This window comes from Paraburkholderia sp. LEh10 (genome assembly GCF_017814945.1).
Taxonomy (GTDB): Bacteria; Pseudomonadota; Gammaproteobacteria; order Burkholderiales; family Burkholderiaceae; genus Paraburkholderia.
On sequence record NZ_JAGIPX010000116.1, the window covers coordinates 1 to 13350 of the forward strand.

Genomic DNA, 13350 nt, shown 5'->3' on the forward strand with positions numbered 1-13350 from the left:
AGGCCGAGGATCGTCAGGCCGGGGATGAGGAACTTGAAGATCGTGATCGCCGAGTTGGCGCGCGCGAACACCTTCACCCCCCAGTAGTTCAGCAGGAAGTAGATGACCACCAGCACTGCGGAGAGCAGCAATCCGGGCGTCGTCAGTTCGCTGTTGACGAACAGGTTGTGCGCCCATTCGTACGGCCACGTGCTCATGTACTGGATCGACGCCTCGGCCTCGATCGGAATCACCGACACGATCGCGATCCAGTTTGCCCATGCACTGATGAAACCCACCAGCGCGCCATGCGAGTAGCGCGCATAACGCACCATGCCGCCCGACTCGGGAAACATCGCACCGAGTTCCGCGTAAGTAAGCGCGATCGCGAGAATCACCACTGCGCCGATCACCCACGCGCACAGCGCCGCGGGACCCGCGATCTTGGCCGCTTTCCATGCGCCGAACAACCAGCCTGACCCGATGATCGAACCGAGTCCCGTCAGCATCAGCGCAAACGGGCCGATGTGCCGTTGAATTGAGCTATTCAATTGTCTTCCTCATATCTCAGGTGCACGGAAGCGCTTTGCCACCTGGCGTTGGCATCGGCGAATTCCGGCTTTCCTTGTTATTCGATAGCGAAGCGCGACGGCTGTCGTACGCCGCGCCGCGAGAGGTATCGTCGACGGTTCTGGTGCCATCGAGCGAGAGCGGGATAGTCGCGAAATGGCCCGGCTACGTCCAATGCCAATTGTGCATGACGGTCATGCACAAAAAACATAACGTCGAATGAACGCTGATGCGGCGGGCCTTTAGCGTCTATATGAAGTGATGCCTGTCGGCAAGCACGCGAGCCGGCATAACGGAGTTGCCGCGGGCCGCGCGAATCATTTCGAGTTCGGAATCGGCGTGAGTGTTTTCAGGGCTTGGGGCAATGCATCGCGCAATGTGGCAACCGCAACGGCAGCGTTCTGCTCGCGCTGCACGGACAACGCGAGCGTCAAGCGTCGGGCGCGATTCGTCAACGTGCGCACGAAATACATCATGGCGGCACTGTCACGTTAAATTGCTTACGACGCAATTGCGGAGAGGACACGCGCTTGCTCAGAAAACTGACGGAACTCGGGTGGCCTCAGTGAAACGATGCCAGTCAGCCAAGCGTGCGGCGAGCTGCTTGCGATAAAGTGAGGCGCGTAGCAGGTGTCGCTTGAGCGCGAAGTGCTGAGGATCGGACCGAAGCTCGACAAGAAGATCTGCGTGCGTTCGGGATCACGGAAGCCACGCATGCGTCGCTCACGTTCGCGCGTCGGCTGATAACTGTTTTCGCCCGGTTATTGACCCGTGCGCTGGCTTTGACGAAGACATGCTTGACGTGAGCCAGTTCGGGAATCTCGGCTTTCGCCGCTGGATAGCTGCGCAACTGGTCGGTTATGATCGATCAGCACGGTGCCGAACTCGATATCCTGTTACGGGCCACCGAGGCACGGATGCTGAAAACGTTCAGCGACGGCTACCGGCGCATCCGCGCCATCGCCGAACGCAGGCTGCTTGCCCATCCCGTCACCAAGCTCGAACTGACGCCAGACGATTTCGCGCGCCCCTGAGGGGGCCGCCCGTTGATGCAGGTCCTCACTGCGCGATCCGCACCGCACTGGCCTGGCAAAGAAACCCGCCCTCTCATCAAGACCGGCGGGCCTTGAGCGCTGATTCAGCGCGATTGACGTTGCTTCCGCTTGTCGCATACTCGCATGTGAAGGGATCGGGGGCGAACACGATCCGATGCGGCATTGCCAGTGCCGTGATGACGGGCGCAGTCGCCCCTGGCAGCTTATGTCAACGGCCCCGCGCATCCCGGTGGCGACGACGACCGATCGTGTCCCAGAGCTTTTTCGCCTGCGCCTGTGCAGACCGCAGGTGCTCATCCCGTTGCACCTGGGATTCCCCGTGGGCCGTGTCATCCGGGGCGCCCGTCACTGGACGCCGTCTGAAAATATCAGAGAACTTTCGGGTCATGGCAACCTCCGATACGGCAATGGTGCCGTACTAGCAGTGTAGGTCGTCCGTCGGGTGCCGTGAGCTCAACGATTCCACGCGCCCGCGCGTCCCCGGACCGCGCTCGATATAAAAGCCAACCAACCCCGCGTCGAATCGATACCTCGCGGCGAAGCGATCCATGAGTGTCCCGGCTCTATCTGCACGGTGCAGATTGGCACTGGCGACACCCGGATGCCAAAAACCTGCATCGGCACGGATCGTTGATGTGCCAAGCGAAGACTGTGGCGCCACGAACCGCGATCGGAGAATCCCGTGCGCATCACGCTCCCCCCGATATGCGACTGCTGCTGGTCCTCGAACGGCTTGCAACGGACAGACAAACCGGCCCCTTCGAAGGGGAATCAGACGAGGCGCTGTGGTGCGGCAGTGAATACGAAAGCGGACCGTGCGCTGCAGGACACTGGCGCGTGCAGCCCGTTGACGAGAACACTGTGCTTGCCGCGCACAGCATGTTCGCAGAGGGCGACGGTCTGAAGCGAATCCGCAGGCCGGGAGTCCGCAGGCCCGCAACCGGTACAGCATGCGCGATCTGGGACTTACGGCCGATCTGAACCGTCGGGACCCTCAGCGTTGACGGCGTCTTTGAACGATTTGCCCGCGGTGAACTTAACGGTTTTCGCGGCCGGGATGGTAATGGTTTCGCCCGTCGACGGATTGCGTCCGGCGCGCTCTGAACGGGCGCCCGTCGAGAACGAACCGAAGCCGATCAGCTACACGGTTTCGCCACGCGTGACGGCGGACGTGACCGCCTCAAGAATCGCGTCGAGGGCTTCGCCTGTGCTGGCCTTGCTTTCAGCCGTACTGGCAGCGACTGCGTCGATAAGCTCCTGCCTGTTCATATCATTTCCCTTCAGAGAGGGTCGTGAAACGGGCCGGAGCACACACCTTAGCGCAGATGGAGCGACTTCGGCCCCGGGCAGGAGCGATTCGTCGGGCTCGAGCGACAGCCTGCTCTGCTAGCCGGGGTTCTGGCGGAGCCGGGTCGAGCTTGACGTGCGCCTGACAGTTAGTTGCGCATTACCTTGACCAACATCGCCGGCGCCCCTCTATGATTCGGCTGCACCGGTACCATCTGTTCCGGGCGCCTACCAAAGGAAACGACACCATGCCCCGAACGCGACGCATCTCGGCGCGACATTCGCCCGTGCATGGCACGGGGCTGTTTGCCCTCCAGCCTGTCGAGGCAGGCGAGCGCCTCATTGAGTACAAGGGAGAAGTCACCAGTTGGCGGCGTGCGGCCGCGCGTCAGCGATCGGATGCCGGGCACACGTTTGTTTTCGGCCTCTCGGACGGACGGGTCATTGACGGCAGCCGGGGCGGCAACAGCGCGCGGTTTCTGAATCACGCGTGCGATCCCAACTGCGAGGCCATCGAGGTCGGCGATCGCGTATTCATTCATGCGCTCACCGCGATCGACATCGGAGAGGAACTGTTTATCGACTACGGCCTTGCCATTGATGGTGAGATCACCGATGAGGTTCGGGCGCAGTACGCATGTCACTGCGGCGCGTCCGACTGCCGCCGATCAATGATCGGCGGTAGTGCCAGGTCGCCGTAAGCAGCGGACTCACGCGCGGACGCGCCAACGGACCGATGCTCGCTCTCCGCCAGTCGACCGCGTGACCAGGTGTTGGCGAGCAGTCAGTGGATGCCCCATGTCGACCTATTTCGTCGAAAAACTCCCCTGAGAGTTGGATTCTTGGCTGTCTTGGAACCCATCAATCGACGGGAGTGCATCGTCATGATGGGACAGCGAAGCGGCGATCAGGAGCAGCTGTTTTACGCGTTCAACCTTGATGATCATGTTCCGAAGGGCCATCTGTTACGCGGCATAGATCACTTCTTCGATGCCGGAGTGCTCCGTAAGCACATGGCGTCGTTTTACAGTCATACAGGGCGCCCCTTCGATCGACCCAGAGCTGATGATTCGCATGCTGCTAGTCTGATACTGCTTCGGCATCCGCTCCGAACGGCGCCTGCGCGCCTTGTCATTGATCATCCAGGCAAGCATCGATGCTGTGCCGTATGCACTGTCACCGACCAGACGTTGTGGCTTGAGCCAGAAGCGCCGCTCACCCGATCAGGACCGCAAGAAGGTTGAGATCCTGTTTGCGCACCTCAAACGCGTCATGAAGCTCGTTCGTCTCCGGCTGCGCGGACCATCAGGTGCGCATGACGAGTTCTTGCTGGCTGCAACTGCACAGAATCTGAGGCGAATGGCGAAGTGGTTGATGCCAAAGCAGGACGAAATGGCGGCAGCAGCCGCTTGAAATGCATTGCGGAGCGCTGCCCAGAAGCAGCGCGATCGGACAAAGCGCTGAGCGCGTCGATTACGTGCCAAAACATGCCCGCGCCCGCGCGCGAAAACACAGTTTTCAACGAAATAGACCCACTCCTGTCGGTCGCGAGATCGGGCATCCAAGGGCAGCTAACAGAGGGGTTCGGTCATCCAGACCGCCGTCTCGGGGACGGCGGTTCGGTCAATGCCGACATTGGACCGGGTGCGTGTGGGGCTACAAGCCTCTTTTTCGTGTCGTATCCACGTGATGATCTATCGACCACCCCGCAATTGACGCCCTCGGCGGTGGAGGCAAGCACAAAGGTGCCGGCTCCGATGGATTGGGCTTTGGTCGTCCGTAACCAACGAGACCAACCACATGGTTTTGCCGGCCACGGGACGCGCCACCTGTCACTTTATTCGAGCGCCCTCATTTCTCCGCTCTCTTCCGGTTGGATGATGGGCCGCGTTGCCATGCCGCCCATCACCAGGAAATACACGAGCCCGGCAGCGATGAAGCCGATCGGCCACGCAAATGCCGCGATTGCGGAGAGCGCCGGTACCAGCGCAATAACTACGGCGACGCCTGCGGTCGGCGCAAAAACTGCCAGAGCTCTGGTGTTGAATCCGTTTCGATAAAAGTATTCACCGCGCTGGTCCGACCGATAAAGATCATTGATGTTGATCACACCACGTCGGATCAGAAAATAGTCGGCGGCCATAATCCCGAACAGCGGACCCAGGAACGCTCCAAGCCCGCCTAGAAAGTAGTTGACGACGACGGGATTCGAGTACAGGTTCCACGGCATGACCACAAGTGCAAGCACCGCGCTGATGATGCCGCCGCGACGGAAGGTAATCCGTTTAGGCCACACATTTGCAAGATCGTAGGCCGGCGAAACGAAGTTGAGCACCACGTTGACACCGATCGTCGCAACGATGAACATCAATGCACCTACGACCAGCACGAACGTGTTCGGCACTTTTGCGAGGATCAATGCTGGGTCGGTAATCGCCTTGCCAAAGACCACGACGGTGCCGATAGTCATGGTGATGCTAATCGCCGCGAACGCCGCAAAATTGATCGGAATCCCCCAGAAGTTGCCAACGACCACCGCACGCTCCGTTTTTGCGAACCGGGTGAAGTCGCAATAGTTGAGCAGCATGGTTGCATAGGTGGAAACCAACAGAAATGCCCCGGTCAGAATGCCCAGAACCGCGCTGCTGCCCGACAACGGCTTCACAGACAGACTCATCGGTATGTGCCAGTCGGCCATCTCCAAGAGCCAGACAGCCATCAGCAGCATCACAACCCACACGATCGGGCCCGCCCAGTCCTGAAACCGGCGGACCGTCTCCATGCCTCGGGTGATAACGAGCAGTTGCATCACCCACAGGAACACGAAGCAGGACCACCCCAGATACGACAGGCCGAGCAGGCTCTGATCCTGCCAGTGCTGCAACCCCGGATTCATACGTAGCAGGAGCACGACCACCGCAGTCGAAGCCAGGTATGTCTGAATTCCGTACCAGCAGATTGCTATGACTGCGCGGATCAATGCAGGTACGTTGGCACCCCAGATCCCAAAGCTGACTCGCGCCATGACGGGAAAAGGGATTCCTGTCTGCTGTCCCATTCGTCCCGCCCAGTTCATGCCGAAGAACAAGATACCTGTTCCTAGGAGAATGGCCGCCATGACCTGCCATCCTGTCAGGCCGAGTACAAACAGCCCGGCAACAAATGTATAGGTGCCGATGTTATGAATCGCCGACATCCAGACGGCAAAGAAGCTGTAGGAAGTCCACTTCCGCTCAATGGCGGGCGCAAGATCTTCATTGTACAGCCGACCTGTGGGATCCAGTTCAGCCAGATACTTGTGCTGTCTATCCACGATCACATCTCCGTAAAAGCCGGTCGGGCCTGCTGGATCAGCAAAATGACCGGCACTCTATAAATTGAACAACTCCAACTCTCGATGGTCGCGGCGGGCTTAGTCGCGGACAGGTTCAAGAGTCGCGCACGTGCTTGCTGCAACGAACATCTGGCCTTTGTACGGTGTGTAGTCGACATCATGGTGCAGGTCCGAATTGCGAAGGGCAAACTCATGCTCGTCGTAGATGACCGGATCGGCATCGCTGCCGATCCCGATCGAGCCTTTGCGCGGATGCAGCCCGTACGCCTTGGCCGTGTTGATGGCGATCAGTTTGACGAAACAGTCGAACGTCATCCTCCCCACAAGCCACGTTTCCGGATACGCTAGTAGTCCTAATTGACGTAAAAATGTCCCTCTATCCAATCCATTTTCAACATGTAATCACTGTAGTGGGTAGTCCGGCGACCCGCTGTTCAGCAGCCGTGCAAGCGGTCCAGGCAGGCCCTGGTTCGGCTTGATGGGAGGGAAGGCGAAACTGCCTTTCGTCGCTTTTTGCGGGCTCAACCGGATCAGCCCCTCGAGCTGGGCGATCGCACTCGACACGCCATCGACCACCGGCACCGACAGCTCGTTACGTATCTCTCGTGCGAGCCCTGCTAGGGGGGCGCCAGCGATGATGATGACGTCGGCTCCGTCGACCTCGACCACCTCGTTGCATAGTGCCTTCAGTCGTGCCGCGTAGTCCTGCTGCACGCTGCCGATATCACGCAACGGTTCCTCAAGCGCGCGGATGCTGGCAAGCCGGCTCGCCAGATGACTGCGTTCGACCGTCTCGCGATACCACGCCTTGATTCGCGGCGAGATCGCGATGATCGAGAAGCGCTGCCCGAGCGTCGCCGCAGTCATGAGTGAGGATTCGGTCAGGCCGACTGCCGGTACGTCGATCAGTTCCTTGATGCCCTGCAGGCCCGGGTCGCCGAACGCAGCGACCACGACGCCATCGTAAGTACCGTGGCGTTCGGCTGCCACGCACGCGGTTGCGTACGCGCCGACCAGCGCTTCGACGCGTGTCTCGATGTACGCAACGCCGAACGGCGCGGTCGCGACCGCGATTTCGGTCCCGGGCGAAGCGCTGCGTTGCGCCTCCGCCTGAATCAGCGTCGAGACACTTTCAGAGATGTTGGGGTTGATGACCAGGATCTTCATACTCCTCTCCGATATCAAAGGTCGACGTACTGCGGTTTGCCAGCAGCGAGAAACCGGCCCCGGCCCGCTTCCGGTTCGAGATAGCGGCCGCTCTCGACTAGCAGTTCGCCGCGTGACAGGCAGTGCTTCGGCCACCCCTGGACGGTTCGGCCCTCGTACGGCGTGTAGTCGACGTTGTGGTGCAGCGCGTCGTTCGCGATGGCAACCTGCCTGAGCGGGTCCCACAGCACGATGTCAGCGTCGGCACCGACCGCGATCGTTCCCTTGCGAGAATAGAGGCCGTACAGCTTCGCGGGATTCAGTGACGTCAGTTCGACGAACTTGTGCAGCGACAGCCTGCCGCGGCTCACGCCATCGAACAGCAGCGCCAGTCGCGTCTCGATACCGGGAATGCCGTTCGGAATGTGTTCAAACGAGACTTCTTTACCGCCGGGCTTCTTGCCCTGCGGATCGTCGAATGAGAACGGCGCGTGGTCGGACGAGAACACGCTGAATACGCCACGCTTCAGGGCGTTCCACACCGCCTTCTGGCTGGACGAGTCGCGCGGTGGCGGACTGCAAACGCATCTGGCGCCGTGATAGCCGTCCTCATGACCGAGATCTTCGGCGGTCAGGTAAAGGTACTGCGGGCAGGTCTCGGCGTAGATGTTGAGGCCGCGTTGCTGCGCCCATTCAATCTGCTCGATCGCATCCTGGCCCGACACATGGACGATCAGGATCGGCACATCGACGAGTTCGGAGAAGGCAATCGCACGGTGTGTCGCCTCTCGCTCGACCACGGCCGGGCGCGAAAGCGCGTGATACTTTGGCGCGTGCTTGCCGGCTTCGGTGAGCCTGTCGGTCAGCCACGCGATGCAGTCCGAATTCTCGGCATGCACCATGACCAGCGCCTGGTTGCGGCGTGCAACGTCCATCACCTCGAGGATCTCGCGGTCGCTGAGCTTGAGATCGTCGTAGGTCATGTAGATCTTGAAAGACGTGTAACCGGCCGCGATCAGTTCTGGCAGCTCGCGTTCCAGCACCTCGGGCGTCGGATCGGAAACGATCAGGTGGAACGCGTAGTCAGTGACCGCGCGACCGTCGGCGCGGCGATGGTAGTCGGCCACTGCGGCTTTAAGCGATTGCCCCTTCGACTGTGCGGCGAACGGGATCACCGTCGTGGTGCCGCCGCACACGGCGGCGCGTGTGCCGCTCAGGAAGTCATCCGCCATCTTCAGCCCGTCAGGCATGGGCTGATCCAGATGGCAGTGCGCATCGATACCACCCGGCAACGCCAGCAGCCCGGTGGCGTCGATCTCGCGCCTGCCGCCGTCAAGATCGCGGCCCAGCGCTACGACGATGCCGTCCTTCACGCCAATATCGCAGTTGAAGCGCTCGGACGCGGTGACCACGTCGGCGTTACGGATTACCAGGTCGTACACGGTTGTCATGGCAGGTCTCTCAGGCAACTTCGGAAAACAGGCGACCCCAGCCCCCGAGCCGGCTCGTATCGTAGCCGGCGAGCTTCAGTGACTTCCACACCACGGTGGAAATGGTGTCGTAGAGCGGGATGCCATGGTGCTGCTCCACTTCTGAGGCCAGATGGGCGGCATGCAGGTTGGTGCAGAAGGTGACGATCGCTTCCGGGCGTTGCATTGCGACCTCGCGGATCTGCGCGCGCAGCGTATCTTCGGTTACTTCGGAGAACTGAAAGTTCACCTTCAGGCCGAGATGGTTTTCGGAAGAGCAGTCGATGCCGCTCTCGCGGTAATTGGCGACGATCTTCTGCTGCACCTCCTTGAGGTACGGGGTCACCAGACCGAATTTCTTCACGCCGGTCTTGTCCAGAATCTCGTTCAGCGCCAGCACCGACGTGGTTGCGGGGATGCCGGTCGCGTCCTCGATTTCGCGGCACAGGCGGCGATCGGTCTCGAATCCGAGCCAGCCGGATGACGTGCCATTCCATGCGATCACATCGACCTTGGCGTCGGCCAGCAGCCGCGCGGCGTGGATGATGTTGGTTGTGTCGAACTGCCCGAGTGCCTTATCGGACAGCGAAATTTCGGTGACCGTGAAGCGCGAGAAATGGGCACTGACACCGGGCAACTGGGCCACCATCGCGCTCGTGATCGGTTCGAGTGCGGTGTTGGATGACGGGGTAAGCATGCCGAGCAGGACGCGTTTGCTCATGATGAAGTCAACAATCCGTTATTAAAGGTGGAGAAAGCCTGACTCAGACCGGCAGCTTGCGTTCGTAGTCAATGAGCGTCGAACAGACGAAGAGCCCTACGCCAGCCGCAGCGAAAAACATCAGGGCCAGAAAAAAGGAGCCGGTGGTCTGCACGATGAGGCCAACGATGATCGGAACGAGAACTCCGCCGATATTTCCGCCCAGGTTCATCAGACCGCCGAGAAAGCCGACCTTGTTGCGTGTACCGAGTATGGAAGGCAGACACCAGTAGAGACCGCACCAGCGCAGGAAGAACAACGTGGAGGCAAGCAACACCACCACCGTCACCGGATTCCCGACATAGGCGACCGAGAAGATCGAAGCTGTGGCAGCCACGGCGGCAATCCCGAACAGCGTGCGCATCACGCGATTGGGCGAACCGCCCGCAGCCTTCCACTTGTCGGCGATCCATCCGCCGACCAGCTCACCCACGAAGCCGCTGAAGAAAATCGCGAAACTGGCTCCGCCCATCTGCTGGATATTGAAGCCGTGGACCTTGTTCAGGTAGTTCGGCATCCAGGTGAGCAAGCCGTAAAACAACGAATTGAAGCACATCCAGCCGAAGAACATGCCCCACACCGAGCGATAGCGGAAAAAATCGAGGCTACGTCCGCTGGCATCGACCGGCTCGCTGCGATGTTCTTCCTGCAGGGCCGCTTCGAGATAGTCTGCTTCCGCCTGGTTGACTGCCGGATGTTCGCGCGGGTTGTTCCGGATGTAGTACCAGGCGAACAGACCGGCCAGCATGGTGCCAACACCCGCCACCACGAAGGAGGTGCGCCAGGAACCGAACTCGCTGATCAGCCCGGAGATGATCACCGCACCGAGTGCAGCCCCGAGCGGGGCGCCACCGTCGAGCAGGGTCGCGCCTCGGCCACGTTCGTGCCGCGTCATCCACATGGCGTTGAGCTTGCCGCCTGCAGGATAGATCGGTGCTTCGGCAGCGCCCAGGCCCAGACGGGTGAGAATCAGCGCAGTGGACGTCGTGCAGATGGCAGCAATGCCCTGGAAGAAGCCCCAGAACAGTGTGGCGCACGCGATCACGATACGCGGCTTGAAACGGTCGGCCAGCATGCCACCCGGAATCTGCATGAACGCATACGTCCAGAAGAACGAGCTGAGGATCAATCCCTGCACGGCAGGGGCGATATGGAACTCCTTTGCGATCAGCGGCATGGCCACGGACAACGAGGCCCGGTCCACATAGTTGATCGAAATGAGCATCAACATGATCAGAAAGACTCGCCAGCGTACGCCGGACCTGACCTCGGCCTGCACGGCCGCATTTACGGTTCGCATCATCTATGTCTCCTCCGTTCGCCTGATCATGGCCTTCGGATTTCATGTCTGTGACCGGAACCGCTTTCGGCCCGGTGCGCTGCATGCGCCATCGCAGTATATGATGCCTAATTATAAATTACAAGCGTTGTATATCTCTGATTTTTAAGCGTTTTTATTTTTGTGGCTAGTCTGCCAAACCTGTAAGACAATTAAGGAAAGGCGGAAGACACAAACGGAAACAGGCGACATGGACATGAAGTCACTACCGGCTGACACACGCAAGAGGATCAGCCTGCGCGGCACGGGTATGTACGCGGCGATCGCGGAGCGATTGCGCGAGATGATTCTTGAAGGGGAATTGCCGCCCGGCGAGCATATCGACGAGAAAGCGCTGTGCGAACAGTTCGACATCTCCAGAACGCCTTTGCGCGAAGCGCTCAAGACGCTGGTGACCGAGGGGCACGTGACCCACCGGCAGCACATGGGCTTTCAGGTCGCACCGATCAATAAGGACGAGATCGCCGCCATCTTTGAAGTGCTGCATGGACTGGAGGAAACGGCCGGACGGCTTGCCGCGCAGCGCATTGACGACAAGCAGATGAAAGTACTGCTGGAACGCCATCGCACCATGGAAACCTATCACCGCGATGGCAAACGTACGGCCTACTACCGCGCCAACCAGAAGGTGCATCAGCAGATCGTCGATGTCGCCGGGAATCCTGTGCTATCCGACATGTACTCATCTTTGATGAGCAAGATCCATCGCGCGCGAGGCGCAGCGAATGCAGATGTGCTTCGCTGGGCCGAGTCGCTTGGCGAGCACGGTGAAATCCTGGACGCGCTGTGCAGGCGCGATGGTGCATGCCTCGCGCGGTTACTGCGCGAACATTCCGAGCACACGGCAGCGGAAGTCATGAAAGTGCTGCAGACAACGAGCCATGATTAGCAAAGGCCTGCGACACTCGCATCGACGGGAACTTCAGGTTTCCACTCGTCCCCGCCCGGATCAAGCCATCTGCGATACCCGTCCCGGATAAAAGATGAAGGTCTGCCTGTCCCCGCGGTGGGCGACGTATCGAACGTGCGCGCGAGGCGACGTAAAGGTTAGGCGTAACCGATCAAGGGCTCGCTGACATCGTGGTGAAGGAACTCAAGGCGGCCGGTGTGGACGTTCTCGACCGCGAGTTCGTGTCGGACAAGACGATCGATTTTCGCGGCATCCTGACCGCGATCAAGTCCAAAGACGCGCAGGCGATTTTCTATGGCGTGAGAAGATGCAGAAGCGACAGGCGTTTGCGGAAGAGTTCAGAAGTTCGGTTCTGTTGTGCTTTTTGCGCCCTATGCATACGATGCCACCTGGGCGCTTATGAACGCGATGAAGCTCGCTGATTCTTCGCCCCCATCGGATTACCTGCCGGCCATTTCATCGGGACGGCTCGCGCCCCCGCATCGTAAGAGAACGTTTCAATACGTTCACCAGTTCTCTCAGAGTCGCTCCGTGCTGAAACAAGGCACCCGATCGCGATGACAGGTAACGCGTTCATATGGTGATGTGAATCCTTCAATTTCCAAACGAGGTGAAACCATGAACATCTGCCTGTCGAGGTCGTTCGCGGTTGCCGTCTTGCTCGGTATTGCCCTCAATGGTGACGTTTACGCGAAGACCGAAGCCTGCCACCTGCATCGGAGAAGCAGATTGCTTCATTATTTGATCGCTGGAACGATTCCTTGAAGACTGGCGACCCGGCGAAGGTTGTGGAGAACTACGCTCCGCGTTCGATCTTGCTCCGGACCGTGTCGAACAAGCCACGTTTGACCGTCGAGGAAAAGGAAGATTACTTCAGGCATTTCCTTGAACACAAACCAGTCGGTACAATCGACTTTCGCTTTGTAATGATCGAATGCAACACGGCGATAGACGCAGGGCTGTACTCGTTCAAGTACGCCGACGGCACAGTGGTCAAGGCGCGCTATACGTTTGCCTACGGGTGGAATGGAGACAACTGGCTGATCACTAGCCATGGTCAAGCCCGAGACCGCGTTGAGCGACGGTTGATGGCCGAACCCGGGCCGACCGCGAACGCTCCAATCTGACCGTCAACTGCCGTTCGGTCTACAGCTAAGGTAATGGCTGCTTTCGGAGTAGAACGGCCTACGTTATCGAAGGGTCGTTATTGACCTCTCGTCCCGGCTTCCTTCGCCACCGATGTCCGGGCGGCATGCCGAAGGAGCGACGAGGCCATGGCGGATTTCCGCGTTTGATGTGTTCGTAGACGTTAGCTGATCGCACTCACTATCTGTATTTTGGTCCAAACGCTATCGATGCGGATGAGATTGACCCGCGAAAACGGACACCTATCCTTTTGATCAGGAGGTGTCGAAATGGGCAGGCATCGTACCCCATACCCTGTGGAATTCCGGGCCCACATGGTCGAGCTGGTGAAGGCCGGAAGAACGCCTGAGGAGCT

The 13350-nt window shown here is 59.6% G+C and carries 11 protein-coding genes and 6 pseudogenes; 8 read left to right on the forward strand and 9 right to left on the reverse strand.

What is annotated here, in order from left to right:
- A partial coding sequence (locus J8I87_RS41620; protein ID WP_209938344.1) for an APC family permease occupies window positions 1-530 on the reverse strand: 530 nt, incomplete at its 3' end.
- A gap of 553 nt (window positions 531-1083) precedes the next feature.
- Window positions 1084-1414: pseudogene (locus J8I87_RS41625) on the reverse strand (DDE-type integrase/transposase/recombinase); the annotation flags it as partial.
- 34 nt (window positions 1415-1448) lie between these two features.
- Here J8I87_RS41625 and J8I87_RS41630 point away from each other — a divergent pair.
- Both J8I87_RS41630 and J8I87_RS41635 read left to right on the forward strand, forming a co-directional pair.
- A pseudogene (locus J8I87_RS41630) lies at window positions 1449-1583 on the forward strand (DUF1488 domain-containing protein); the annotation flags it as partial.
- A gap of 726 nt (window positions 1584-2309) precedes the next feature.
- On the forward strand, window positions 2310-2585 hold the full coding sequence (locus tag J8I87_RS41635) for a DUF3564 family protein (protein ID WP_245254564.1): 276 nt from the start codon (window positions 2310-2312) through the stop codon (window positions 2583-2585).
- On the opposite strand, the pseudogene J8I87_RS41640 reads toward J8I87_RS41635, so the two are convergent.
- A pseudogene (locus tag J8I87_RS41640) lies at window positions 2571-2873 on the reverse strand (HU family DNA-binding protein). The gene J8I87_RS41635 and the pseudogene J8I87_RS41640 sit on opposite strands and share 15 nt — an antisense overlap.
- Window positions 2874-3139: 266 nt before the next feature.
- Here J8I87_RS41640 and J8I87_RS41645 point away from each other — a divergent pair.
- The 3 genes and pseudogenes from J8I87_RS41645 to J8I87_RS41650 all read left to right on the forward strand — a co-directional run.
- Entirely contained in the window at window positions 3140-3592 is a 453-nt protein-coding gene (locus J8I87_RS41645; RefSeq protein WP_209938357.1) for an SET domain-containing protein, read from the forward strand.
- A gap of 183 nt (window positions 3593-3775) precedes the next feature.
- A pseudogene (locus J8I87_RS45425) lies at window positions 3776-3977 on the forward strand (IS5/IS1182 family transposase); the annotation flags it as partial.
- A 114-nt stretch (window positions 3978-4091) separates the two neighbouring features.
- Window positions 4092-4304 (forward strand): annotated as a pseudogene (locus tag J8I87_RS41650) (transposase); the annotation flags it as partial.
- A gap of 424 nt (window positions 4305-4728) precedes the next feature.
- Here the strand turns inward: J8I87_RS41650 and J8I87_RS41655 are convergent.
- From J8I87_RS41655 to J8I87_RS41680, 6 genes are all read right to left on the reverse strand, one after another.
- On the reverse strand, window positions 4729-6204 hold the full coding sequence (locus tag J8I87_RS41655; protein ID WP_209938346.1) for an NCS1 family nucleobase:cation symporter-1: 1476 nt from the start codon (window positions 6202-6204) through the stop codon (window positions 4729-4731).
- 99 nt (window positions 6205-6303) lie between these two features.
- Entirely contained in the window at window positions 6304-6540 is a 237-nt protein-coding gene (locus tag J8I87_RS41660; protein WP_209938347.1) for an amidohydrolase family protein, read from the reverse strand.
- A gap of 87 nt (window positions 6541-6627) precedes the next feature.
- Window positions 6628-7392: an aspartate/glutamate racemase family protein gene (locus tag J8I87_RS41665; protein WP_209938350.1), complete on the reverse strand. Its 765-nt coding sequence runs from the start codon at window positions 7390-7392 to the stop codon at window positions 6628-6630.
- 14 nt (window positions 7393-7406) lie between these two features.
- Window positions 7407-8822, reverse strand: coding sequence for a dihydropyrimidinase (gene hydA, locus J8I87_RS41670; protein WP_209938351.1), 1416 nt, complete (start codon window positions 8820-8822; stop codon window positions 7407-7409).
- Window positions 8823-8832: 10 nt separating this feature from the next.
- Window positions 8833-9561: an aspartate/glutamate racemase family protein gene (locus J8I87_RS41675; protein WP_209938352.1), complete on the reverse strand. Its 729-nt coding sequence runs from the start codon at window positions 9559-9561 to the stop codon at window positions 8833-8835.
- Between the two features lie 43 nt (window positions 9562-9604).
- The gene (locus tag J8I87_RS41680; RefSeq protein WP_209938358.1) at window positions 9605-10900 is read right to left on the reverse strand and encodes an MFS transporter; all 1296 of its coding nucleotides are present in this window, start codon (window positions 10898-10900) and stop codon (window positions 9605-9607) included.
- A 289-nt stretch (window positions 10901-11189) separates the two neighbouring features.
- On the opposite strand from J8I87_RS41680, the gene J8I87_RS41685 reads away from it, so the two are divergent.
- The 3 genes and pseudogenes from J8I87_RS41685 to J8I87_RS41695 all read left to right on the forward strand — a co-directional run bounded on the left by J8I87_RS41685 (window position 11190) and on the right by J8I87_RS41695 (window position 12976).
- Window positions 11190-11828 (forward strand): GntR family transcriptional regulator, encoded by a 639-nt coding sequence (locus tag J8I87_RS41685; RefSeq protein WP_209938353.1) that lies wholly within the window; start codon window positions 11190-11192, stop codon window positions 11826-11828.
- Window positions 11829-12019: 191 nt separating this feature from the next.
- Window positions 12020-12271 (forward strand): hypothetical protein, encoded by a 252-nt coding sequence (locus J8I87_RS41690; protein WP_209938354.1) that lies wholly within the window; start codon window positions 12020-12022, stop codon window positions 12269-12271.
- A gap of 196 nt (window positions 12272-12467) precedes the next feature.
- Window positions 12468-12976 (forward strand): annotated as a pseudogene (locus J8I87_RS41695) (protein kinase).
- Window positions 12977-13350: the final 374 nt, after the last annotated feature.